Origin of the sequence: Nocardioides antri (genome assembly GCF_008373765.1) — a bacterium.
Taxonomy (GTDB): Bacteria; Actinomycetota; Actinomycetes; order Propionibacteriales; family Nocardioidaceae; genus Nocardioides; species Nocardioides antri.
In genome coordinates this window covers 555,742-579,250 of record NZ_VUJW01000001.1, presented here as the reverse complement: position 1 = coordinate 579,250, position 23,509 = coordinate 555,742, and the positions used below count along the sequence as shown (strand labels likewise).

26 protein-coding genes are annotated in these 23,509 nt (G+C 70.1%); 2 read left to right on the top strand and 24 right to left on the bottom strand.

Annotation, left to right across the window (positions count from 1 at the left end; translation table 11 throughout):
- Positions 1 to 68 precede the first annotated feature (68 nt).
- Genes F0U47_RS02800 through F0U47_RS02755 form a run of 10 tightly spaced genes read right to left on the bottom strand, consistent with a single transcriptional unit; the run spans position 69 to position 8,312 of the window.
- A complete protein-coding gene (locus tag F0U47_RS02800) occupies positions 69 to 452 on the bottom strand; it encodes a carboxymuconolactone decarboxylase family protein (RefSeq protein ID WP_149748764.1) in 384 nt (127 codons plus the stop codon).
- Positions 449 to 1,270, bottom strand: coding sequence for an NAD(P)-dependent oxidoreductase (locus tag F0U47_RS02795; protein WP_149748763.1), 822 nt, complete (start codon positions 1,268 to 1,270; stop codon positions 449 to 451). Before F0U47_RS02795 ends, F0U47_RS02800 begins: the two co-directional genes overlap by 4 nt.
- Positions 1,267 to 2,037, bottom strand: coding sequence for an SDR family oxidoreductase (locus tag F0U47_RS02790; RefSeq protein WP_246159395.1), 771 nt, complete (start codon positions 2,035 to 2,037; stop codon positions 1,267 to 1,269). The genes F0U47_RS02795 and F0U47_RS02790 overlap by 4 nt, the downstream gene beginning before the upstream one ends.
- Positions 2,034 to 3,509 carry an aldehyde dehydrogenase gene (locus F0U47_RS02785; protein WP_149748761.1) on the bottom strand — a complete coding sequence of 492 codons (1,476 nt, stop codon included), beginning with the start codon at positions 3,507 to 3,509 and terminating at the stop codon, positions 2,034 to 2,036. Before F0U47_RS02785 ends, F0U47_RS02790 begins: the two co-directional genes overlap by 4 nt.
- A complete protein-coding gene (locus tag F0U47_RS02780; RefSeq protein ID WP_149748760.1) occupies positions 3,506 to 4,153 on the bottom strand; it encodes a nuclear transport factor 2 family protein in 648 nt (215 codons plus the stop codon). The genes F0U47_RS02785 and F0U47_RS02780 overlap by 4 nt, the downstream gene beginning before the upstream one ends.
- Entirely contained in the window at positions 4,153 to 4,350 is a 198-nt protein-coding gene (locus F0U47_RS02775; protein ID WP_149748759.1) for a ferredoxin, read from the bottom strand. The genes F0U47_RS02780 and F0U47_RS02775 overlap by 1 nt, the downstream gene beginning before the upstream one ends.
- Entirely contained in the window at positions 4,347 to 5,717 is a 1,371-nt protein-coding gene (locus F0U47_RS02770; protein ID WP_281290958.1) for a cytochrome P450, read from the bottom strand. Before F0U47_RS02770 ends, F0U47_RS02775 begins: the two co-directional genes overlap by 4 nt.
- 2 nt (positions 5,718 to 5,719) lie before the next feature.
- On the bottom strand, positions 5,720 to 6,496 hold the full coding sequence (locus F0U47_RS02765; protein ID WP_149748758.1) for an SDR family oxidoreductase: 777 nt from the start codon (positions 6,494 to 6,496) through the stop codon (positions 5,720 to 5,722).
- A complete protein-coding gene (locus F0U47_RS02760; protein WP_149748757.1) occupies positions 6,496 to 7,719 on the bottom strand; it encodes a cytochrome P450 in 1,224 nt (407 codons plus the stop codon). The genes F0U47_RS02765 and F0U47_RS02760 overlap by 1 nt, the downstream gene beginning before the upstream one ends.
- The gene (locus F0U47_RS02755; RefSeq protein ID WP_149748756.1) at positions 7,716 to 8,312 is read right to left on the bottom strand and encodes a TetR/AcrR family transcriptional regulator; all 597 of its coding nucleotides are present in this window, start codon (positions 8,310 to 8,312) and stop codon (positions 7,716 to 7,718) included. Before F0U47_RS02755 ends, F0U47_RS02760 begins: the two co-directional genes overlap by 4 nt.
- A 68-nt stretch (positions 8,313 to 8,380) precedes the next feature.
- Between F0U47_RS02755 and F0U47_RS02750 the strand changes: the two genes are divergently transcribed.
- A complete protein-coding gene (locus F0U47_RS02750) occupies positions 8,381 to 9,229 on the top strand; it encodes an LLM class F420-dependent oxidoreductase (RefSeq protein ID WP_149748755.1) in 849 nt (282 codons plus the stop codon).
- A 5-nt stretch (positions 9,230 to 9,234) separates the two neighbouring features.
- Complete coding sequence (locus tag F0U47_RS02745) at positions 9,235 to 10,479, top strand: hypothetical protein (protein ID WP_149748754.1); 1,245 nt, start codon at positions 9,235 to 9,237, stop codon at positions 10,477 to 10,479.
- 118 nt (positions 10,480 to 10,597) lie between these two features.
- Here F0U47_RS02745 and F0U47_RS02740 read toward each other — a convergent pair whose 3' ends face one another.
- The 14 genes from F0U47_RS02740 to F0U47_RS02675 are packed head-to-tail and all read right to left on the bottom strand — an operon-like array spanning position 10,598 to position 23,509.
- Positions 10,598 to 11,353 carry a glucose 1-dehydrogenase gene (locus F0U47_RS02740; RefSeq protein WP_149748753.1) on the bottom strand — a complete coding sequence of 252 codons (756 nt, stop codon included), beginning with the start codon at positions 11,351 to 11,353 and terminating at the stop codon, positions 10,598 to 10,600.
- Between the two features lie 13 nt (positions 11,354 to 11,366).
- Entirely contained in the window at positions 11,367 to 12,263 is an 897-nt protein-coding gene (locus tag F0U47_RS02735; RefSeq protein ID WP_149748752.1) for a 3-oxoacyl-ACP reductase, read from the bottom strand.
- Positions 12,260 to 12,460 (bottom strand): ferredoxin, encoded by a 201-nt coding sequence (locus tag F0U47_RS02730; protein ID WP_149748751.1) that lies wholly within the window; start codon positions 12,458 to 12,460, stop codon positions 12,260 to 12,262. The genes F0U47_RS02735 and F0U47_RS02730 overlap by 4 nt, the downstream gene beginning before the upstream one ends.
- A gap of 10 nt (positions 12,461 to 12,470) precedes the next feature.
- Positions 12,471 to 12,938, bottom strand: a complete 468-nt coding sequence (locus tag F0U47_RS02725) for a pyridoxamine 5'-phosphate oxidase family protein (protein WP_149748750.1) — start codon at positions 12,936 to 12,938, stop codon at positions 12,471 to 12,473.
- A gap of 3 nt (positions 12,939 to 12,941) precedes the next feature.
- Entirely contained in the window at positions 12,942 to 13,919 is a 978-nt protein-coding gene (locus F0U47_RS02720; protein ID WP_246159394.1) for an NAD(P)/FAD-dependent oxidoreductase, read from the bottom strand.
- A gap of 50 nt (positions 13,920 to 13,969) precedes the next feature.
- Entirely contained in the window at positions 13,970 to 14,791 is an 822-nt protein-coding gene (locus tag F0U47_RS02715) for a hypothetical protein (RefSeq protein WP_149748748.1), read from the bottom strand.
- A 10-nt stretch (positions 14,792 to 14,801) separates the two neighbouring features.
- Positions 14,802 to 15,494 (bottom strand): hypothetical protein, encoded by a 693-nt coding sequence (locus F0U47_RS02710; RefSeq protein ID WP_149748747.1) that lies wholly within the window; start codon positions 15,492 to 15,494, stop codon positions 14,802 to 14,804.
- The gene (locus tag F0U47_RS02705) at positions 15,464 to 16,729 is read right to left on the bottom strand and encodes an MlaD family protein (RefSeq protein ID WP_149748746.1); all 1,266 of its coding nucleotides are present in this window, start codon (positions 16,727 to 16,729) and stop codon (positions 15,464 to 15,466) included. Before F0U47_RS02705 ends, F0U47_RS02710 begins: the two co-directional genes overlap by 31 nt.
- Positions 16,726 to 18,066, bottom strand: a complete 1,341-nt coding sequence (locus F0U47_RS02700) for an MCE family protein (RefSeq protein ID WP_149748745.1) — start codon at positions 18,064 to 18,066, stop codon at positions 16,726 to 16,728. Before F0U47_RS02700 ends, F0U47_RS02705 begins: the two co-directional genes overlap by 4 nt.
- The gene (locus F0U47_RS02695) at positions 18,063 to 19,307 is read right to left on the bottom strand and encodes an MCE family protein (protein WP_149748744.1); all 1,245 of its coding nucleotides are present in this window, start codon (positions 19,305 to 19,307) and stop codon (positions 18,063 to 18,065) included. The genes F0U47_RS02700 and F0U47_RS02695 overlap by 4 nt, the downstream gene beginning before the upstream one ends.
- On the bottom strand, positions 19,307 to 20,287 hold the full coding sequence (locus F0U47_RS02690; protein ID WP_149748743.1) for an MCE family protein: 981 nt from the start codon (positions 20,285 to 20,287) through the stop codon (positions 19,307 to 19,309). Before F0U47_RS02690 ends, F0U47_RS02695 begins: the two co-directional genes overlap by 1 nt.
- Positions 20,284 to 21,375 carry an MCE family protein gene (locus tag F0U47_RS02685; protein ID WP_246159393.1) on the bottom strand — a complete coding sequence of 364 codons (1,092 nt, stop codon included), beginning with the start codon at positions 21,373 to 21,375 and terminating at the stop codon, positions 20,284 to 20,286. Before F0U47_RS02685 ends, F0U47_RS02690 begins: the two co-directional genes overlap by 4 nt.
- Positions 21,372 to 22,670, bottom strand: a complete 1,299-nt coding sequence (locus F0U47_RS02680) for an MCE family protein (RefSeq protein WP_149748742.1) — start codon at positions 22,668 to 22,670, stop codon at positions 21,372 to 21,374. The genes F0U47_RS02685 and F0U47_RS02680 overlap by 4 nt, the downstream gene beginning before the upstream one ends.
- Entirely contained in the window at positions 22,670 to 23,509 is an 840-nt protein-coding gene (locus F0U47_RS02675) for an MlaE family ABC transporter permease (protein ID WP_149748741.1), read from the bottom strand. Before F0U47_RS02675 ends, F0U47_RS02680 begins: the two co-directional genes overlap by 1 nt.

Genomic DNA, 23,509 nt, shown 5'->3' with positions numbered 1-23,509 from the left:
GTGTGAAGCGAGGGCCGCCGCCGAGAGATGCCTTCGGCCGCCTTGGCGGCGCTTGCGCGGGCCGCCGCTCAGCCCCGGCGCGCCTTGGCGATGGTGTCCTCGACGATCGCGTTGAGCCGGGCGCCGTTCGGCCAGCCGGCGTAGTGGCTGAGGAACACGACGATCTCGCGGAGCGCCTCGTCATCGAGCTCGCCGTTCGCGTGGGCGGCCGGGACCTGGATGCCGAGGACGTCGGCCGCTCCCTGGCCGGCGAGCAGGCCGATCAGGAGGAGCCGGCGGTCGCGGTCGGAGAGGCCGGGTCGCTGCCAGATGTCGCCGAACAGGTGGTCGGCGGTGTAGCGGAAGAAGTCCCCCTCGCCGTCGGTCATGTCGAAGCCGTAGACCTCCTCCATCTTCTCCAGGCCGCGCCGCCTCGCCTCCGGCAGCCCCTCGAACTTGTCGGACGTGCTCATGTCAGTCCCAGCCCCTTCCCCAGTCGTGGCAGCGCCTCGCGCGCGAGTGGTACGTCGACGCCCAGCTCGTCGGCGAGCGCGATCGCGAAGGACAGGTCCTTCTCCCCCAGCGCCCGGACGTGGTCGAACACGTCGTACCAGAAGTCGCCGGGCTCGATCGGGGCCGCGGTGTCGCGGTGCATGATCGCGCCCGGGCCGCCGGTGATGGCGTCGGTGTGGCGGACCACCTCGCCCAGGTCCCGCAGGTCGAGGCCCGCCGCCTCGGCGAGGCGCTGGGCCTCGGTGACGGCGGTGAAGGCGACGAAGTGGATCAGGTTGCGGGCGAGCTTCATCCGCGTGCCCGCGCCGAGCGGCCCGGCGTGCACGACCTTCGACCCCATCACCTCGAGAGCCGGGCGGGCGGACGCGAACGCCTCGTCGGAGCCGCCGACCATGATCGCGAGCGAGCCGTCGGCCGCGCCCATCGGGCCGCCGCTGACCGGGGCGTCGAGCACGGTCAGCCCGCCCGCGCCGAGCTCTGCCGGCGTGTCCGGGGCGACCGTCGAGTGGACCACCAGCACCGGCCCGGCGCCGACGTCCTCGGCCACCGCGCGCACCTGGTCGTCGTCGCGGACCATCACGCAGACCACGTCGACCAGGGCGCCCAGCTCGCGGACGCTGCCGACGGCCTTCGCCCCGGCTGCCGTCAGCTCGGCGACGGGGTCGGGGGCGACGTCGTACACCCACAGCTCGACGTCGCCCGACGACGCAGCGGCGGCGAGCCGCAGCGCCATCGGCTTCCCGATGTTGCCGAGGCCGACGAACCCGATGCGGCTCATAGTCGGAAGGTCTGTCCGCCGTCGACGGCCAGGATCTGGCCGGTGACCCACGAGGCCTCGTCGGAGAGCAGGAACAGGCAGGCGCCGACCATGTCCGAGGTCTGGCCCATCCGCTTGAGGGCGAGACCCTTCACCAGGTCCTGGGCGGCGTCGCCGGCCTGGGTGCGGGTCGCCTCGGTGTCCGTCGGGCCGGGAGCGATCGCGTTGACCCGGATGTTCATGCCGCCGAGCTCGTGCGCGAGCTGCTGGGTGAGCCCGTTCACGCCGACCTTGGCGAGGCCGTAGAAGCCGGAGTAGAGGTACGCCGCGGTGCTCGACTGGTTGACGATCGCTCCCCCGCCCCGCTTCTGCATCGACCCGAAGACGGCCCGGGTCATCACGAGCGCGCCGTCCATGTTCACGCTCATGAACTTGCGGTAGTAGTCCCAGTCGACCGTGACCAGCAGGTCGAACTGCATGTCGCCGTAGATCGCGGCGTTGTTGACCAGCCCGTCGATGCCGCCGTACTCCGCCTCGACCCGCTCGACGAGCGCCGCGGCCGACGCAGCAGCCGACACGTCACACGGCACGAAGACCGCCACGCCGCCCTCGGCCTCGATCTCCTTGGCGACCCGTTCCCCGCCCTCGGCGTTGAGGTCTGCGACGACCACCCGCGCCCCCTCAGCCGCGAGGGCCTTCGCGTAGGTCTCGCCGATCCCCTGCGCCGCGCCGGTGACGACGACGACCTTGTCCTGGAAACGCATCTCGCTCCTCGTGGTGGTGGTCATGCCGGTTCTGCGATGGTCTTGGTCTCGAGGTACTCCTCGAACCCGGCCACGCCCATCTCGCGGCCGAGCCCGGACTGCTTGTAGCCGCCGAACGGCGCGTCGGGGCTGAACCACACGCCCCCGTTGACCGCGAGGGTGCCGGTGCGGATCCGCCGGGCGACCGCCTTGGCCCGCTCGAGGTCGGCGGAGTCGACCGAGCCGGACAGGCCGTACTCGCTCTCGTTGGCGATCCGGATCGCGTCGTCGTCGCCGTCGTGCGGGATGACGACGAGCACCGGCCCGAAGATCTCCTCCTGCGCGAGCCGCGAGCTGTTGTCGAGGCCGGCCACGACGGTCGGCTCCACCCAGAAGCCGGGCCGGTCCACGACGCGACCGCCGGTGACGATCCGGCCGCCCTCCTCCTCGGCGAGGCGCAGGTAGCTCTCGACCCGGTCGCGCTGGACCTGGCTGATGACCGGGCCGCAGATCGCCCCCGGGTCGGCGGGGTCCTTGACGCCGATCGACTCCATCGTGGCGGCGGCGACCTCGACGGCCTCGTCGTAGCGCTCCCGGGGTACGACGAGCCGCGTTGTCAGCGCGCAGCCCTGGCCGGCATGGATGGAGGCCGCGAACGCGGTCGCCCCGGCGGAGGCCGCGACGTCGGCGTCGTCGAGAACGACGGCGGCGGACTTGCCGCCCAGCTCGAGGAACACCTTCTTCAGCGTCGGTGCCGCTGCAGCCATGATCGCGCGGCCGGTCGCGGTGGAGCCGGTGAACGACACCATGTCGACCCGCGGGTCGGACGCGAGCAGGGCGGCCACCTCGTTGGACCGCGGCGTGACGACGTTGAAGACGCCGGCGGGCATGTCGGTGTGCTCGGCCACGAACCGCCCGAGCTCGCACGCGACCCACGGCGTGTCCGGCGCGGGCTTCAGCACGACGGTGCACCCCGCCGCCAGCGCCGGGCCGATCTTGGCCAGGTTGATCTGGTTCGGCACGTTCCAGGGGGTGATCGCCGCGACGACGCCGACCGCCTCGCGGCGGACCGTCCGGCGGGTCGGGATGCCCATCGGCTGGGCGACGCCGAGGTCGGACTCCCAGTCGTAGGTCTCCAGCAGGTCGGTGACCCACTTCAGCCCCTCGACCGGCACGTCGAAGCCGGCGGCGCCCATCATGAAGCTCGGCATGCCGACCTCGGCCGTCGTCAGGGCGCGGAACTCGTCGGCGTGGTCGAGCAGGGCCTGGTGGAGCTGCCGCAGGCACCGCACCCGCAGCCCGACGTCGGTCGACCACTCCGTCTCGTCGAACGCCCGGCGGGCCGCCCCGATCGCGGCGTCGACGTCGGCAGCCGTGCTGTCGGGTGCGACGCCGATCTGCTCGCCGGTCGCCGGGTTCAGGATCGGGTACGACGCACCGTCGCCGGCGCCGCTCAGCTTGCCGTCGACCAGTTGCTGGGCAGGCGGCACGGTGATCGAGCCTGTCGAGATCGTCATGCGTCGGCCTCCGCAGGTGACTGGGTGAGGTAGTCGCCGCGCTCGACCGGGGGCGGCCACACGGGCGAGGGCAGGTCCTTGTGGTGGTAGTGGCCGGGCACGTCGTGGCCGGTGACCGACATCCGCTTGAGCAGCGTGTCCGGAGCCTTGCCGGCGTTGATGATCTCGAGGAAGGTGTGGGCGGTCGACGGCATGTCGAACCAGTCCCGCTGCCACGCGATCTTGAGCGTCCCCGCGTCGCCGCCGGACGTCTGGCGCTCGACCCCGAACCACGAGCCGCCGATCCCGAGGATCTCGTACTCCTCACCGGTCTCGTCGTTGACGATCCCCGACCGCTGCTTCCAGAAGCCCACGATCATGGCGTTCTTCTCGTCGATCACGGTGGCCTGGTAGTCGTAGTGCCAGCCGTCGAGCCCGTCCATCTCGATCCCGATCGCCCAGTCCCGGATCTGGTCGCGGCCCACCGCCATGAAGTGCTCGTCGGGCGAGTACATCCAGCCGTACGACGCGTCCTCGGCGTACCACTCGGCCATCACCCGCCAGTCGCCGGTGCGTTCCGCCTCGCGGTTGATCGCGAGCCAGGAGTCCCAGAACTCCTCGATCTCTGCACGGGTCAATCCGGTGGTCGAGCTTGTCGAGACCATCAGTCCTCCTCGAGGGACAGGGCGAACGCGGGGCAGTACTTCACGGCGGTCTGGACGGCGGCGCGGCGCGACTCGTCCGGGCGCTCCTCGAGCAGGACCACCACGTCGGCGTCCTCGTCGAACCCGAACACGTCGGGGGCCTCGCCCTGGCAGAGCTGGTGGCCCTGGCACAGGCCGGTGTCGGCGACAACCCTCATCGCGACCTCCGGCGGTAACGGACCAGGCACGGCTGCTCGAGCTGGATCACCATCTTCGAGCAGTCGTCGCGGTAGGAGTCGAGCGGCTGCGCGGCCTCGAACTCGAAGTCGCGGAGGATCACCGAGAAGATCGCCTTCATCTGCATCATCGCGAACGCGTTGCCGACGCAGCGGTGCTTGCCGGCACCGAACGGGATCCAGGTCCACCGGTTCTGCAGGTCCTCCTGCCGCGGGTCGAGGTAGCGCCCGGGGTCGAACTCGTCGGCCTTGGGGAAGTCGTCCTCGATCCGGTTCGACACCCGCGGCGACGCGGCCACGACGGTGCCGGCCGGGATGGTGTGGCCGGCGAGCTCCAGCTCCTCGCGGACCAGCCGCATCAGGATGATGAGCGGCGGGTGCAGCCGCAGCGTCTCCTTGAGCGCGGACTCGAGGACGGGGATCGACCGCAGCGCCTGGAACGAGACCTCCGAGCCGTCCGCGTAGAGGGCGTCGAGCTCGGCGACCACGTCGGCCATCACGTCAGGGTGGCGGAGGAGCTCGATCATCGCCCAGGACGCCGTGCCGCTGCTGGTGTGGTGGCCCGCGAACATCATCGAGATGAAGATCCCGGTGACGACGTCGGCAGTCATGTCGATCGAGATGAGGACGTCGAGGAGGTCGCGCTCCTCCCGCGGCACGGTTCCGCGCTTCTTCCGGCGGTCGATGATGTCCTGCACCAGCGCGACCAGCTTCTCCCGCGCAGCATCGCGCATCCGGAAGCTGTCGATGTCGGCATAGGGGTCGACGTACGCGATCGCGTCCGTCCCTCGCTCCAGCTCGTGGTAGTGCTGCGCGAACGACGCGTCCAGCTCCTCCCGGAACGGCTTGCCGATCAGGCAGGACGAGGTGGTGTAGATCGTGAGCTCGGCGAAGAAGTCGAGCAGGTCGATCTCCCCCTCGTCCCCCCAACCAGCCACCATCCGGCTGATCTCGGCCTCGATCGTCTGCGCGTGCCCGCGCATCATGTCGCCCCGCAGCGCCTGGTTCTTCAGCATCTGCTGGCGTTCCTCGGGTGAGGCGTCGAAGACGACGCCCTTGCCGAAGATCGGCGTCATGAAGGGGTACGCCGCCGCCTGGTCGAGCACGTCGTCGGGCGCCCGGAAGAACGCCTCGTTGGCCTCGGCGCCGGTCACCAGGACGACGTCCTTGTCGGCCAGGCGGAACCGGCCGACGTCGCCGCACTCCTCCCGGACCCGCGTGAAGAGGCCGATCGGGTCGACCCGCATCTCCGGCAGGTGGCCGGTGCCCCGGATGATCTCCGGCACCTCGGGGCTCTGGTCGTCGAGAACGGTCGAGACCTCCGGGATCTCGGTGAGCTGGTGGGTCACGGTCACTGGTTCTCCACTGGGGCTTCGGGGTTGACGTCGACAGGGCTGATGTGGACGCCGCGGGGCGCGCTGACGACCGTCGTGATGGCGTCCGCGATGGCGCGGGCCTTGAGGAAGTGCGAGTGGCGGGCGTGACCCCACTTGACCCACTGCTCGAGCACCATGGCGGCGGCCTCCGGGTCCCAGTCCATGCCCATCTCGCTCCACGTCGGACCAGGGCGTACGACGGACGCCCGGACCCCCGTGCCCTCGAGCTCCATCTGGAGCGAGCCGACCAGGCCCTCCAGCCCGGCCTTGGTCGCGCTGTAGCCGCCCATGAACGGCCGAGGCCGCAGCGCGACGTCGGAGGAGACGAACACGATGTCGCCCCGCTGCCGCTCGACCATGCCCGGCACGAACGTGCGGACCAGCCGGTGGGGACCGAGCAGGTTGACGTCGAGCTCCTGGCGGAGCCGCTCGGCGTCGGTGTCGAGCAACGCACCCGGCCCGATCAGGGCCGCGTTGCTGACCACGACCTCGACGTCACCGAGGTCGGCGGCGGCCTTGGCAGCGAAGTCCTCCACCGACTGCTCGTCACCGACGTCGAGACGGTGGGCCACGGCCTCGCCGCCCTCGGCACGGATGCCCGCCGCGATCTCCTCGCACTGGTCGAGCCGGCGCGCACCGAGCGCGACCGGGAAGCCCGCAGCGGCGAGGGACCGCGCGGTCTCCGCGCCGATCCCGGACGACGCGCCGGCCACCACCGCCGGTCGGCGGGTCGGCTGGTCGTACTTCCCCATCAGACGCGCTCCTTGAAGGTCGTCGGCAGGGACGCGAACCCGCGCACGCTGGTGGAGTGCACCCGGACCGCCCGCTCGGCGTGCACCTCGAAGTGCCCGACCCGGCGCACGAGCTCCTCCAGCACCACCCTGGCCTCCAGCCGGGCGAGGTTGGCGCCGAGGCAGAAGTGGCGGCCGGTGCCGAAGCTGAGGATCTGGCTCAGCTCGGCCCGGTCGCGGTGGATGTCGTAGACCGTCGGCTCGGTGAAGACCCGCTCGTCCCGGTTGGCCGAGCCGAGCAGCACCAGCGCCTTCGAGCCGGCGGGGATCGTGGTGCCGCAGACCTCGACGTCGTCGACGACGTAGCGCGCCAGCATCTGGCTGGACGTGTCGTGACGGAGGGTCTCCTCGATCCACGGCACGACGAGGGTGCCCGGGTCCCCCGGGTCTGCGAGGACCTCGGCGAGCTGCTCGGGGTGCGCCGAGAGGTGGAAGAGCGCGTTGCCGAGGAGCTTGGTCGTGGTCTCGTTGCCGGCGACCACCATGAGGAAGAGGAACGCCATGATCTCGCCGTCACGCAGCCGGTCGCCGTCGAGCTCCGCCTCCACGAGGGCCGAGGTCAGGTCGTCGCTGGCGTGCTTCCGGCGCTGCTTGACCATGGCCGAGTAGTAGGTCATCAGCTCGATCGACGCGTCCATGCCGGCCTGCGGCACGTCACGGACGCCGTCCTCACGATGCACCACGAGGTCGGCAAGGCGTCGTACCTCGTCGCGGTCGGCCTCGGGCACGCCCATCATCTCGGAGATGACGTCCATCGGGAGCTTGCCGGCGAAGTCGACGATCCAGTCGGCCTCGCCCTCGTCGGCGTTCCGGGCGAGGGTGGAGTCGAGGTAGTGCTCGGTGAGCCGCTGCACCTCCGGCCGGAGCTCCCGCACCCGGCGGGGCGTGAACGCGGCGGAGACCAGCTTGCGGATCCGGGCCTGCTCGGCGCCGTCGAGCGCGAGGAACGACATCACCCGGTGGGCGTCGGGGCTCCACGCGCTGGCGTCCAGCGAGACGCCCATCCGGTTGGAGAAGGTGACGTCGTCGCGGAGCGCGGCGAACACGTCGGCGTGCCGGGAGATCACCCAGATGTCGTCGGCCTGGTTGTGGTGGACCGGCTCCTCGTCGCGCAACCGGCGGTAGAGGGAGTACGGGTCCTCGTGGAAGTCGTAGTCGTAGGGGTCGAAGACCAGGGCGCTCATGAGTTGCCTCGCAAGATCACGTCCACACAGCTCTCCATCCGGTCCGACAGCTCCTCGTAGGTGATGACGCCGACGCCGGCCTGGAGCAGCGCGCCGGTGAAGGTGAGCACGAGGACCTCGAGGACGGCCGGGTCCGCCGGCTGGTCGGGCTCCGCCGGGTCGACGAGGGCCGACTCGAAGCGGGCGAAGATCTCCCCGCCGATCCGCAGCCGCAGCCGCTCGACGTCGGGGTCGGTCCCGAGCAGGGCGGGCGTCACGGCCGCCGCCAGGGCCGGCTCCTCGACGATCCGCTCGGTCAGCGCACGGGCGGCCGCCTGGACGCGCTCCGTCGCCGACGAGGCACGGCTCGAGACCGCCTGCCCGGTGGTGAGGTGGCGCAGGAAGAGCTCGGCGAAGAGGTGGTTCTTGGACGCGAGGTACGTGTAGGCCGTCGCCGGTGACACGCCGGCGCGCTGCGCGACGTTGCGCACGGTCAGCGCCTCGTGGCCGACCTCGCGGAGCTCCGCGAGACCGGCGACGAGGAGGCGCTCCACGGTCGTCGCCTGGCGAGCGTTGAGAACGCGCCGCGGGGCGTCGGACACCTGACTGGACATGTGTCCAACATAGGAGACGATCCGGCCGGGCACAAGACCATTTCTAGAACTCGTTCTACTGTTGGGTCATGCGCAACGGGATCGTCCTCTTCACCTCCGACCGCGGCATCACGCCGGCCGAGCTCGCCGTGGCCGCGGAGGAACGCGGCTTCGACACCATCTACGTGCCCGAGCACACCCACATCCCGGTCCGCCGGGACGCGCTGCACCCGACCGGCGGGGAGGACCTGCCGGACGACCGCTACCTGCGCACCCTCGACCCCTGGGTCTCCCTGGCGACGTGCGCGGCGGTCACCGAGCGGATCGGCCTCTCCACGGCGGTCTGCCTGCCGGTCGAGTCGGACCCGATCACGCTCGCGAAGACCATCGCCACCCTCGACCACCTCTCCGGCGGCCGGGTCACCATCGGCGCCGGCTTCGGCTGGAACACCGACGAGCTCACCGACCACCACGTCCCCGCCGCCCAGCGCCGCACCGTGCTCAAGGAGTACCTCGAGGCGATGCGTGCGCTCTGGACCGAGGAGGAGGCGTCGTACGACGGCGAGTTCGTCTCGTTCGGGCCCTCGTGGGCCTATCCCAAGCCGCCGCAGGGCCGGGTCCCCGTCATCATCGGCGCCGGCGCCGGCCCGAAGACGTTCGCCTGGATCGCGCGGAACGCCGATGGCTGGATGACCACCCCGACCACGACCGACGTCGCCGCCAACGCCGACCTGCTGCGCAAGGCGTGGGCGGAGGCCGGTCGCGAGGGAGAGCCGGACATCCGGATCCTCGTCGCGAAGCGACCGTCCGCGGAGGACTTCGCGGACTGGACCGCCGCCGGTCCGTCCGAGCTGATCTGGGGCGTCCCCGACTCCGACAAGGACGCCGTGCTCGGCTACCTCGACAAGATGGCCGGCCGGCTGGGGCTGGCGGGCTGATCAGGGTGACCACCAGCCGCTACGCCGACCTCTCCCGCGCGGACCTGGCGGTCCTCGTGCCCGAGCTGCTGCTCATGGGGCAGCTGATCGACCGCTCCGGCATGGCCTGGTGCATCTCCGAGTTCGGCCGCGACGAGATGCTCCAGATCGCGATCGAGGAGTGGGCGGCGGCGAGCCCGATCTACACGCGGCGGATGCAGCGAGCGTTGGGCTACGCGCCGGCCGTGCCCGGCCAGGGCGACGTGATCACGATATTCAAGGGGCTGCAGCTCGACATCGGTGCTCCCCCGCAGTTCATGGACTTCCGCTACACCGTCCACGACCCCCGGCACGGCGAGTTCCACCTCGACCACTGCGGCGCGCTGATGGACGTCGAGCCGATGGGCACGGACTACGTCAAGGGCATGTGCCACGACATCGAGGACCCGACGTTCGACGCCACAGCGATCGCGACACACCCGCGGGCACAGGTGCGCCCGATCCACCGGCCGCCGCGGGTCCCGGCCGATCGCCGGCCTCACTGCGCCTGGACGGTCATCATCGACGACGATCACCCCGAGGCGCAGGGCATCCCGGCGCTCGCGGTCAACGAGCGGTCCCGAGCGGCCACGCTCGACCTGGCACCGATCGACCCGTCCGACGACGGTGCCGGCGACTACGCCGGACCGCTCGTCAGCGATCTCGACTTCACCGCGTTCTCCCACTCGGCGCTGGTGCGGATCGCCGACGAGGTCTGCCTCCAGATGCACCTGCTCGACCGGGCGTTCGCGCTCGCACTGGAGAAGCGCTGCGAGAGCGAGGAGCAGCTCACCCGGATCCGTCGCCAGCAGCTCACCGGCGCCGCGGGCGTGGGTGCGCTCCGGATCGCCCGGGCGCTCGGCATCAGCGGCGACGAGGAGGGAGCCCGGCGCCTGCTGGCGAGCCACCCGATGCTCAACCCCGCGGCCTACGTCGACGCGGAGATCGGAGACGAGCGGATCGTCGTCCGCCGCTCAGCGGCCCACGAGGACGGCGCCTGGATCTCCCTCTGCGGGCCGGAGTGGGCCGGCGCGCTGGCGGCCGCCGTGCAGGTGCTCGACCCGCACCTCGACGTCGCAGTCGAGCCGGTCGGCGACGACGCCTGGTCGCTCACCGTGGTCCGCCGTGCTCAGCCTGCGCCCGAGGCCCAGGAGGTCACGGTGACCAAGTTCAGCAGCGGCGTGGACTTCGCGTTCGAGGAACGCCGGTCACTTCCGATCACGCCGGTTTGACCACGCGACACCCTCCGCCGAACGTACCGTTCGGGACTCCTGTGACCTGTGGTGCGACAGAGGTGCCTGCTGACTGGTGCCTGGTGCTCTTGGTCCGTTCTCCGTCGACAGCGACGTCTCAGGCTCCGAAGGCGTGGGTGGCGGTCACTCCCCCGTCGACGGCGATCTCGGCGCCGTTGATGTAGGCCGACTCGTCGCTGGCCAGGAACACGTAGACCGGCGCGATGTCCTCCGGGTGACCGACCCGGCGCAGCGGCACCTTCGAGGCGCCGTACTCCATCGCTGCGTCGCCACCGTGCACGCGCGTCATCGGGGTGTCGATCATGCCGGGGTGCACCGAGTTCACCCGGACCCCCTTCGGGCCGAGCTCCATCGCCGCGCACTTGGTCATGCCCCGGATCGCCCACTTGGTGGCGGCGTACGCCGTGCACGACGGCATTCCGGCGATGCCCTCGATCGAGGACGCGTTGATGATCGAGCCGCCACCGTTCTTGCGCATGGTGCGCGAGACCGCTTGCATGCCGAGGAAGCAGCCGACCTGGTTGACGTTGACGAGCAGCTGGAACTCCTCCAGCGGCATCTCCTCGATCCGCCCGAACCGCAGCACGCCCGCGTTGTTGGCGAGCACGTTCACCGGGCCGAACCGGCTGTTGGTGTCGTCGACCAGGGTCGCCCACGACGCCGGGTCGCTCACGTCGTGGTGGGCGAAGTGGGCGCTCTCCCCGAGCTGGTCGGCCAGCGCCTGGCCCGCCTCCTTGGCGACGTCGGCGATGACCACCTTGGCACCCTCGGCGACGAAGGCGGTCGCGATCGCGGCTCCCTGCCCCATCGCTCCTCCGGTGACGATGGCGACCTTGTTGTCGAGCCGGCCCATGGGTGGTTCTCCTTTAGATGCTGAGCTGCATGATCGAGTCGGCGGCGAAGCCGACGGAGGGGTCGCGCTCGGCGAAGAACCCGCCCAGCTGCTTGTCGAGGTCGTCGGTGGTCCACAGCTCGCCGGACGCGTCGAACCGCTGCGCCACGACCGGCGCGGCCACGACAGCCACCATCCCGCCGTACACGACGAAGACCTGGCCGGTGATCCGCTCGGCCGCGGGCGAGGCGAGGTAGGCGACGAGCGGCGCGACGTGCTCGGGTGAGTACGGGTCGACGGACCGGCCCGACGTGTCCTCACCGAAGACCTCGGCGGTCATCGCCGTGCGCGCACGCGGGCAGATGGCGTTGGCGCGCACGCCGATCCGGGACAGGCCGCGGGCCGTGGAGAGCGTCAGGGCGGCGATGCCGGCCTTGGCCGCGGCGTAGTTGGGCTGGCCGGGCGAGCCGCCGAGGAACGCCTCGGACGCGGTGTTGACGACGCTGCCGTAGACCGGCGCGCCCGCCTCCTTCGACTTCGCGCGCCAGTACGACGCCGCGTTGCGGCTCAGCAGGAAGTGGCCGCGGAGGTGGACCGCGATCACGGCGTCCCACTCCTCGTCGGCCATGTTGAAGAGCATCCGGTCGCGGGTCATCCCGGCGTTGTTGACGACGACGTCGAGCCCGCCGTACCCGTCGACGGCGGCCGCCACCATGGCGTCCGCGGTCGCCCGCTCGCTGACGTCGCCGGCCACGACCGTGGCCTCGCCGCCGCGGCTGCGGATCTCCTCCGCCGCCTCGTCGCCGGCGCCGGGCAGGTCGTTGACGACGACCCGGGCACCGGCATCGGCCAGGGCCAGCGCTTCGGCACGCCCCAGCCCCGCTCCCGCACCGGTGACGATCGCGACCTTGCCGTCCAGGTTCGTGCTCACGCGTCGTCCTCCACCAGCGAGATCGCGGCCCGCGGACACGCCGCAACCGCCTGGCGCACCCGCTGCTCGTTCTCGTCGGTCACCTCGTCGGTGTTGAGCTGCAGGAAGTCGTCGTCGTCCAGCTCGAACACGTCGGGCGCCAGCGCCTCGCACATCGCGTTCGACTCGCAGAGGTCGAAGTCGACCTTGATCCTCATCTGACTCTCCTCACACCATCTTGCGGTGGTCCCAGGTGGCGACGTGATCGGGATGGATGATCACGCCGACGCGCTTCTGCGCCTGCTTCTCCACGGTCTCGCGGCCGAAGTCACCGAGCGCCTCGAACGACTCGGCGTTCACCATCCGGGTCGCGACCTCGGAGCCGATCGAGTAGATCGCGTCGTAGTCGCGCACGATCTCGGCCTTGCCCTTGATCGAGACCCCGCGCAGCTCGAAGTAGTCGGTTCCGTCCTCGACGAGCGCGCTCACCCGCGGGTCGCGCTCGAGGTTGCGGATCTTCTGGCTGCGGCCGTAGGTCCAGAACACGATCTTCCCGTCGCGCACGATGTAGAAGAGCGTCGTCAGGTGCGGGACCCCGTCGGGGCCGTTGCTCGCGACCTGCACCTTGATGTTCTCGCCGAGGAGCGCCTGCACCTCGTCGTCGTCCAGCTTGACGGCGTCGCGTCCGCTACCCATGGCTCAGGACCCTTCCGAGGAGTGACCGGGGAACACGTGGGCGGACGGGTCGATCACGACCGCAGCGTTGTTGACGGCCGTGGCCGCCTCCCCGAAGCCGACAGCGATGAGCCGCACCTTGCCGGGGTAGTCGGTGATGTCACCGGCCGCGAACACCCGCTCCAGGTTGGTGCGCATGGACGAGTCGACGACGATGTGGCGCTTGCGGGTCTCGATCCCCCACTGCTGGAGGGGTCCCAGGTCGGCGATGAACCCGAGGGCGGCGACGACGGCCTGCGCCTTCCGTGACGTCACCTCGCCGTCGACGGTGATCTCGACCTCGGCGAGCGTGCCCTCGCTGCCGCCGTCGGCGTCGCGCAGGGCGCTGACCTCGGCCTTCGTGATGATCTCCACCGACGAGGCCCGCACCTGCTCCACCGTCCGGGCGTGCGCGCGGAAGGCGTCGCGCCGGTGCACGAGGGCGACCGAGTTCGCGACCGGCTCCAGGTGGAGCGCCCAGTCGAACGCGCTGTCACCGCCTCCGACGATGACGACGTCCTTGCCGGCGTACGGCTCGAAGCTGGGGACGAAGAACTCCACGCCCCGCCCCAGCCAGCCGTCGCCGGCCGGCAGCGGGCGCGGGCTGAACTTGCCGATCCCCGCCGTGATCAGCATGACCTTGGCCCGCACGGTCGTGCCGTCGTCGAGCCCGAGGGTCACGCCGTCGGCGTCGTGCTCCAGCGTCGTGGCCGTGCGGTCGAGGAGGTACGTCGGCGACGCGGTCCCGGCCTGCTCCACGAGACCGGCGACCAGGTCGCGGCCCTTGACGGTCGGGAAGCCGGCCACGTCGAGGATCGCCTTCTCGGGGTACATCGCGGTGATCTGGCCGCCGAGCTCCGGCAACGAGTCGACCACCGCGACGCTGAGGCCGCGGAACCCCGCGTAGTAGGCAGCGAACAGCCCGGTCGGGCCGGCGCCCACGATGACCAGGTCATGCTCCACAGAAGAAACTGTAACGTGTTCTACTTCCTCGTGGGACATGACCCGCCTCTCTACTTCGTGTCGACCCCGTCGACCAGCCAGCCCTTGTCGGTGTGCACCATCTTCAGGAGGGCGCGGTAAGGCGTGTAGGTCGTGGTGGCGCCCGGACCCTCACCACCGTTGGTCGTGTACTGGTTGAGGAAGACCAGCGCTTCGAGCTCGGTGTCGGTCGTGCGCACGACGCCCTGGGCGACGACGCGGATCTGCACGACGGTCTTCGCCTGGATCGACTCCCGGCGGACGTCGGCCGCGGTTCCGCGGTACTGCTCCGCGAACGACTCCGTCATCAGGGTCACCGCGTTGTCGACGCCCTCGTCGTAGGTCTGGTAGTCGCGCGAGAACATGATCTGCGCGGCAGCGGCGGCCGCCTCGACACCCTCCTGGACGGCGAGCTGCGTGAGCACGACAGGGCGCCCCGACGTCACGGAGATCGGGACGTACTCGCCGTCCTCCGACGTCGAGGAGTCTGCGGCCGGGGCCCGGTCGTCGTCGGTCCTCCCCAGGAGGTAGAACCAGAGGCCCTGGAGCACGAGCACCACCACGAGCACGCCGACCAGCACGAGCAGGGCTCGGAAGAGCCGGGTGCTGGCCAGGGCATCCGACCCGTCGCCAGCCGGCGCGTCCACCTCGTCCCGCGCCTGCTTCGTCTGCGGCCGGGGCCGGGGCCGTTCGGACGTGCCAGCCGGTCGGGGTGTCTGGGTTGCCTCAGGTGCCTCGGCCGGGGGTGCCTCCGCCGGCTCGACAGCGTCGGCCGGCGACACGTCCCTGCCCGCGATCTTGCGCGGCCTCGGCGTCGTCGTCCGCGAGGGTCGGCGGGGCGCAGGCTTGCTCATCGGCTCCACCTCACTTCACGTACTGGAGATCGCTGGTCAGCCACCGGCCGTCGACGAGCTCGAGGTCGAGCTGCAGCCGGTAGCTCCGCGCCGTGGGGTCGAAGTCGGTGACCTTGTTGGCCACCGTCCCGGTGGTCGCCACGATCACGGTGGCATCGTCCGCGTCGCCCGCGACCAGGCCCGCCCAGACGACCTCGCCGGTCTGGGTGGCCTGGGCCCGCCGGATCAGCGTGACCAGGTCGTCGGACGCGCGGGTGTACTGGCGGAGGAACGGTCCGGTGGCCAGGGACTTGACGGCCTCGATGTTGGCCTCGATCTCCTCGTGCTGGAGGTTCAGGAACGCGTTGGCCATCTTGGTCGCCGCCTCGAGCTGCGCCGCGGTCTGCTCCTGCTCCTCCTCGGGGGCGAGGGCCAAGGCCTCGACCGTCCCGTTGCCGACGTCCTCGCCGGCCCGGGACGAGGCCGACTCATCCGCGCGCTCGATGGAGAGCAGGGACCAGGTCCGGTCCAGCCACCCGCCGTCCTCGACGGCATCCGCCCGGTCGCCGTACTGCTCGCCCATCATCCGGCCACCGAGAGCGACGGCGACCAAGCACGCCACCGCGACGATCGCGAGGACGATGTTGAGACGGACCTTTCTGCGGCGTTCCTGCTCCTTCGACGTACCAGGCGTCAACGCGCCACCGGACCCACGAGCAGCCACTTCCACGCATCCCCTCCAAGGACCGACAGGTTCCCCGTCTGACGGAACCGCACCTGCCGGCCCGCGTCATCACGCACGCCCGGCACCTCCCCTGTCACCGGGTCGTACGTGCCACTGTAGACGCGCGGCACTGACGCGTTGCCGCGGCGGGCGGGGACGTACTTCGGGCCGCGCATCACGTACGGCGGTCCGGACTTGCACTCTGCGTGGAAGTACGGCTTGTCGGTGAGGTTGTGCGGAGAGCGGTGCCGCGAGGGCGGCAGGTAGCCCTGGGTGCACGGCGGGACGTCGTTGTCGAACTGCAGGTTAACGTGACCCCATCCGTCCCGGGTGCTGCCGGTCGGACCACCCGCGATCAGGACCGGGTAGGTGACGAGGAGCTGCTCGAGGCCGTCCAGGTTGGCGAGCACGACCTGGTCCACAGCGATGAGGTCGCTCAGGAGCACCGGCAACGTCGGCTCGAGCTGCTCCAGCATGGCCTGCAGCTCGCGGGCGGCGCCGGGCGTGCTCGTCAGCACCTTGCGGAGGTCCTTGTCGCTTCCGCGGAGCGCGGCGGTCAGCGTCGCGAGGTCCCGGGCGAACGAGCGGATGTTCTCCTTCTGGCCCTGCTGCGTACGCAGGACCGTGAGCCCGTTCTGCAGGAGCGCAATGGTCTCGTCGGTGTGGGCAGAGGCCTCCTCGATGAACGCGGACCCGTTGTCCAGCATCGCCTGGAGGTCGCGGCCCGTGTCGCCGAACAGGACGCCGAGCTCCTCGACCAGCACCTGCAGGTCGCGCTTGTCGACGGACTGCACGAACTCGTCGAGGTCGATCAGAAGGTCGGTCTCGTCGACCGGCAGCGACGACTCGTCGCCGTGGAACACGGTGCCGTCCTCGGCGTACGGCCCGTCCTCGTCGGGCGGCTGGAAGTCGAGGTACTGCTCGCCGACCGCGGACAGGTTGTGCACGTACATCTTCGAGTCGGTGGGGAGCTTGGTGTCCTCCGTGATCGCGAGCTGGAGCTCGATGCCCTCGGCGGTCGGGGTCATCTCGGTGACCTTGCCGATCTTCACCCCGCGGTAGGTGACCTCGCTGCCCTCGAAGAGACCACCGGAGCCCGGCAGGGTGGCGGTCACCGTGTGCCCGCTGCCGGTGATCCGGTCCACCAGGCCGAGGTAGGTCGCCGTGATGTAGGAGATGCCGACCGCGCTCAGGATGATGAAGGCGACCAGCCGGATCCGTACGCCGCGACTCATGTGGTCACCCCCATCAGGTCACTCGGCTCCGGCGCCTCGGCGGACCCGCCGCCGCGAACCAGCTCGCTCGACAGCTCGTTCACGCCGTCGGCGTAGCCGTTGAGACGGTCGGTCAGCGCATTGGGGTCGAGCCCCCCGAGGTTGACGCCGGGGAGTGAGTTGAGGACTCGGCACACCGGGCTGTCGCGGTACTCGCGTTGCCGGCAGGTGTCCTTGAGGTCTCCCAGCAGCACGGCGTCCTGGAGCACGGCCGCGCACGCCGCGCTGCTCAGGCTGCCGCTCCGGAGACACCGCTCGACCTTGGTCAGGACGTCTCCCGGGTTCGGCAGGTCGATCGGCGGGACCCCGATGTTGTTGAACAGGTTGTCGAGGTCGAAGTCCATGCGGGCGATCGTGTCGGCGTAGTCGCCCTGGACGATCGAGTTGGCCGCCTCGGGGAACGGGAAGCTGACCATCAGGTTCAGCCCGGGGCCGAGCTGGTGGTCCGCCTGACGGAGCTTGGTGAGCACCGGGTAGAGGTGCTCGAGCATCTTGAGCAGGTCCTCCTTGCTCGCGTTGATCACCCGGGTCCCGACCCGGCCGAGCCGCTCGAGCGCCCCCAGCATGTCGATCAGCTCGTCGTGCTGGTCGGCGAGCACGTCGATCGCCGGTCCGACGGCGTCCAGCGCCTCGCCGATGGTGTCCTTCTCGGCGTTGAGGGTCGCGGCGAGGTTGTTCATCGACTCCATCGCGTTGATGATGTCGGCCTTCTGCCGGTCCAGGGTCCCGACGACGCCCTCGAGCGACCCGAGCAGTGCCTTGAGCCGGTCCTCGCGACCGGTCATCACGAGGTTGGCCTCGCGGGTGATCGTGCCGAGCTGGGCGACGCCGCCCCCGCTCAGCAGGAAGGAGAGCGCGCCCAGGACCTCCTCGACCTCGGGGTTCCGTCCGGTCACCGACAGCGGGATCTCGTCGCCGTCCTCGAGCCGACCGACCGGCTCCTGCTCGGTGGGCTCCTCGAGCGCGACGTACTTCTCGCCGAGCAGCGAGACCTGCCGGATGTCGGCGATGGCGTTGTCCGGGAGGACGACGTCCTCCTGGATCCGGAGCTCCACCTTGGCGTGCCACCCGACCCGTTCGACCTCGGTCACCTCGCCGACGACGACGTCGTCGACCATGATCGGCGACCGGGGCACGACGTTCAGCACGTCCGCGAACTCGGCAGTGACCTCGAACGCCTCGTCCTCGTCGACCGGCGAACCGGGCAGGGGCAGGTCGTAGGCGCCGTCGAAGTCACAGCCGCTCAGCATCGAAGCGCCGAGGGCCGTCGCCAGCAGCCACCGCAGGGTCGTCTTCATGACGTACCCCCGAGAAGGGTCGCGAGCGACGGGTCGCTCTCCTCGCGGTGGTCCACGTCATGGGGGACCGGCACCCTGAGCCGTCCGCGCTCGTTCAGGGCCGGCTCGGCCGCGTTGCGCTCCTCCGGGGGCCCCGGCGGGAGCTGCGGGAGGCCGTCGACCAGCGGGCTCAGCAGCTGCGCGACCAGGTCGCACGCCGTGTCCTTCAACGCCCTGGGCATCTCCGGGTGCTGCTGGATCACGCCGCAGATCACGCCGTCAGCGGCCCAGATGTTGCCGGCGATGCCGACCCGGGAGTTCTGGGACCCCGAGCCGGGGTCGAACCCGAGCGCGAGGCTGTTCATCGCGGTCGGCGCGATCTCGAGGGCCGTGTCGAGGTTCTCCTTCTCGGAGGCGATCGTCGACATGACCGTCGACAGCTGGCGCAGGTCCTTCGCCAGGGCGTCGCGGTTGTCGCGCACGAACGACTCGACGCTGCCGACGGCGCTGGCCACGGCCGCGACCGCCCGCTGCAGCTCGTCGCTCTCGGTCGCCAACGTCCGTGAGACGCCCGCGAGGTCGGTCATGAAGGCCCGGACCAGCGCGTCGTTGTCGGCGAGGGTGGAGGTGAACGACGCCAGGTGGGTGACCGTCTGGAACAACGGTCCCGCCCCGTCGCCGAAGGTCTCCGCGGCCAGCGCGAGCTCGCGGATCATCTCGTTGCCGGCCGCGCCCTGACCCTGGAGGGCCTTCCGACCGGCGCGCAGGAGGTTGTTGAGCGTGCCGTCCTTGTTGACGCCGTTCGGTCCCAGCGCGCGGGTCAGCGCCTGGAGGCTGCTGTAGATGCGGTCGAGCTCCACCGGCACCCCCGTGTCGGGCAGCTCGATCTCGGCGTCGTCGGCCATGACCTCGCCGCCCTCGTAGACCGGGGTGAGCTGGATGAAGCGGTCGGCGACCAGGGTCGGCGTCACGATCACCGCCTTGGCGTCCGCCGGGATCCGGTACGTCGCCTCGTACTCCATCTCGACGCGCACCGAGTTGCCGGCAGGGGTCACCGCCGTGACCTCGCCGACGTTGACGCCGAGGATCCGGACGTCGGTGCCCTTGTAGACGCTCACGGCCCGCGGGAAGTGCGCGGTCACCGTCTTGGTGTCCGCCGGCGACCGCGCGACGTTGAGCAGGGCACCCGCAACGATCAGCACCACGACCAGCAGGACGACCCGCCGGTCGATGCCCTTCCACACCTTCGCCACCATCGCCATCACTCCGAGAATCCGGGGGAGAACTCGCCGGTCGGGAAACCGGCGAGGTTGATGGCAAGGGCGTCGAACCAGGGCCCCGTGCCGATGATGTTGCTGAGGATCTCGACGTAGGGCCCGAGGTGGTGCAGCGTGTCCTGCAGCTGCTCCTTCTTGGAGACCAGCATCCCGAGCAGCTCGTCGACCTCGGCGAGCGCCGGACCGATCTGCTCCGCGTTGTCCTCGGCCAGACCCTCCAGCTCCTCGGCAAGGATCCGTGCGTTCACGAGGAGCCGGTGGACCGCCGCCTTCCGCTTCTGCAGCTCCTTGAAGACCAGGTCGCTGCTGCGCATGAGGTCGACGATGTCCTGGCCGCGGCGCTCGAGCACACGGGTCACCTGCTGCGAGCTCCGGAAGAGGGTCTGGATCTGCTCGTCGCGCTGGGAGACGCTCCGCGACAGCCGGGCGATGCCGTCGAACGCGGCCGCGATCTCCGGCGCGGAGTCGTCCATGGTCCCCGCGACCACGTCGAGAGCCTCGGACAGCTGGCGGGTGTCGATCTCCTCGGTCGTGGTGGCGAGGTCGCCGAAGACGCCGACGATGTCGTAGGCGGCCTCGGTCCGTTCGAGCGGGATCGTGTCGCCGGCCTCCAGCTCGCCCTCCCCCTGCGGCTGCACGTCGAGGAACTTCTCGCCCAGCAGGTTCAGAACCTCCACCGATGCAGTGGTCTCGGGGCCGAGCTCGACGTCGCCGTCGTCGATCTCGAACTTCACCACCACCCGGTCCTCCTCCAGCACCACCTCGCTGACCCGGCCCGAGCGCATCCCGCCGACCTGGACCATGTTGCCCTTGTGGATGCCGCTGGCGTCGCTGAACTCGGCGTAGTAGGTCGTGCCGCGGAAGCCGGGGAACTTGGAGAGGTTGAACGTGGCAGCCGAGATCACCGCCATCACCACCAGGGTGATGACGCCCAGCCGCATGATGCGTGCGTCGTCGTTCTTCATCCTCGGTCCTGACACCTGGGTACGTCGGAGTGGAACTCGATGCGGGAGAGGTACTCCTGGATCTGCCGGACCACGGGAAGGCCACCGATGGCGGGCAGGTCGACCCGGGCCGAGACCGCGCAGATGTAGTACTGGTACCACGACCCGTAGGTGCCGGTCCGGATCTGGTCCGACATCACCTCGGGCATCCGGTCGAGCACCTCGATGAGCTCCTTCCGCTGGTCCGGGGAGTTGAGGAGCTCGGCGAGGTCGCGCAGCGCCGCGATGTCCTTCTTCACGAGCGGCCGACCGCGGCGCAGCAGGTCGGCGACCGTCACGGTGAGGTCGGAGATGTTGTCGAGCGAGCCGCCGATCGTCCTGCGGTCCCGCGCGAGGTCCGTCATCCAGTCCTTGAGCTCGATGACCAGGTTGCTCAGCTGCTCGTGGCGCCGGTTGACCGTGTCGAGGGTCTCGCTGAGGTTCGTGACCACCTCGCCGATGAGCTGGTCACGGTCGGCGAGGGCAGTGGTCAGCGAGGCGGTGTGCTCCAGGAGCCCGCGGACCGTGCCGCCCTCCCCCTGCAGCACCTGCACCAGGTTCATGCTCAGCTCGTTGACCTGGTCCGGGGTCAGCGCCTGGAAGAGCGGCTTGAACCCGTCGAACAGGACCGTGAGGTCGAGCGAGGGACGCGTGTGGTCGACCGGGATCGTGTCGCCCTCGTCGAGCGTGTCGGCGCCCTTCGCCTGCCGACCCTCCTCGAGCGCCAGGTACCGGTCGCCGACCAGGTTGAGGAAGCGGATCTCCGCCGTCGACGCGGTGGTCAGCTCGATGTCGTCGTCGATCCGGAAGGTGACCAGCGCCATCGACCGCTCGTGGTGCTCGACGTCCTTGACCTCCCCGACGCTGACGCCGGCGACCCGCACGTCGTCGCCCTTGTCGAGGGTGCTCGCGTTCGTGAAGACGGCCTGGTAGGTCTTGCCGCCCCCGAGACCGATGTTGCCCATGATCACCGCGAGCAGCCCGGTCAGGAGGATCGAGACCACCGTGAAGATGCTGAGCTTGATCCCGGCGGAGTAGAACACCGCGTTGCGGCGCGACATGAGGCTCATCGGGCCGGCTCCCCCTGACGGACCACCGGTCCGTAGAGCAGCGAGCCGAGGGCGCCGTACGTCTCCGGCTCCTCGCCGGAGCTGGACGCCAGGAGGGCGTTGACCACCTGCTGGTCGCCCTCGCTGCCGGCGTACCCGCTCGGCAGCGCCGGCGGTCCGGGGAACGGCGAGGACGGCCGGTTCTCGTCGATGGGCGACCCCTGCTCGAGCGCGTGCGGCGTCGCCGGCACCTTGAAGTGCGGAAGTCCCAGGCACCACGGCCCGTGCCCGACCTCACCGTGGGTGGGAAGGTCGCGCTCGTCGAAGTTGCGGTACTGCGCGTTGCCGATCTCGATGAACTGCTTGACGACGTTGCCCTCGAACGTCTTGGAGAGGATCGGGGCGTACGCCGCAGCGCCCTTGATGAGGCACGGGAACTCCGGCGAGTAGGTGCGGAGCAGCGCGAGGATCGGCTCGGTGACCCGGCCCATCTCGATCAGGTTCTGCTCGTTGGTCCGGAGGATCCGGGTGGAGGTGTTGGCAAGCCCCGCCAGGTCCGAGAAGAAGATGTCGAGGTCCTTCGCCTTCTCGGAGATCGTCTTGCTGGTCACCGTGACGTTGTCGAGGACGTCGAGGAGGTCGGGGGCCGCGAGGTCGTAGGCGTCGGCGACGTCGGCCAGGGCGATCAGGTCCTGGCGGAGGGTCGGCAGGTGGTCGTCGATGACGCCGAGGTAGGTCCCGAGGTCGTCCATCGTCTGGCCGATCTGCTCACCCCTGCCCTCGAGCGCCGTGGCGAGCGCGCTCAGGGTCACGTTGAGGTCTGCCGGCCGCACTGCCCGTAGCAGCGGGAACAGGTCGGCGAGGATCTGGCTCAGCTCGACGTTGGTGCTCACCCGCTCGGCGGGGATCACGTCGCCGTCGCTGATGGAGTCCGAGGACGGCGAGTCCGGCCGCTTGAAGGCGATGTACTTCTGCCCGAAGAGGGTCGTCGGGAGGATCTCGACGGTGACGTTGGCGGGAATCTCCTTCGCAGCCTCGGGGTCGAGCGCGATGCGGATCTCGGCCTCCTTCCCGTCCTGCGAGATCTCGCGCACGTGACCGACCAGGGCGCCGTTCAACCGCACGTCGCCGTACTTGGCGAGCTGCAGGCCCGCCCGGTCGGCCTTGAGGGTCACCATCGTGACCCGGTCGAACTCCTTGTTGTAGATCGCGATCGAGAGCCAGACCAGCAGCAGGATCGAGAGCAGGAAGCCGATCCCGGCGACGAGCAGCCGGTTGTGCTCCTTGGCAGAGTCGTGGTGGACGTTGACCAACATCAGCCGGTGATCCTGACTGTCGTGGTCGAGCCCCAGATCGCGAAGCTGAGGAAGAAGTCCGCCACCACGATCGTGACGATGCTGGTCCGGATCGCCTGGCCGACCGCGCGACCGACGCCCGCCGGCCCGCCGGAGGCGGTGTAGCCGTAGTAGCAGTGGATGAGGATCACCGCGACCGCGAGGAAGAGCAGCTTGAAGAACGACCAGAGCATGTCGATCGGTGGCAGGAACTGCAGGAAGTAGTGGTCGTAGGTGCCGGCCGACTGCCCGTAGATGTAGACGACGATCAGGCGCGGCGAGAGGTAGGACGCGCAGAGGGCCACGATGTAGAGCGGGATCACCGCGATGAACGCCGCGATGATCCGGGTCGTCACGAGGAACGGCAGCGACGGCACGGCCATCACCTCGAGCGCGTCGATCTCCTCCGAGATCCGCATCGCGCCGAGGCGGGCCGTGTAGCCACAGCCGACCGTCGCCGCCAGCGCGATCGCCGAGACGAGCGGTGCCACCTCACGGGTGTTGAAGTACGCCGAGATGAACGCGCTGAACTTCGCGACACCGATCTGGCTCAGCGAGGCATAGCCCTGGAGGCCGACCTCGGTGCCGGCGAAGAACGACATGAAGGCGATCACGCCGACCGAGCCGGCGATGACGCTCAGGCCGCCCGCGCCGAACGCGACCTCGGCCAAGGTGTTCCAGATCTCCCGCGGGTAGCGCTTGATCGCCCTGGGCACCCAGAGGATGGCCTTGATGTAGAAGATCAGCTGGTCGCCGTACTGCTCCAGCGCGCGGCGTCGCCCCTGGACGACCTCGCCGACGACCTCGGTGACCGTGGCCAT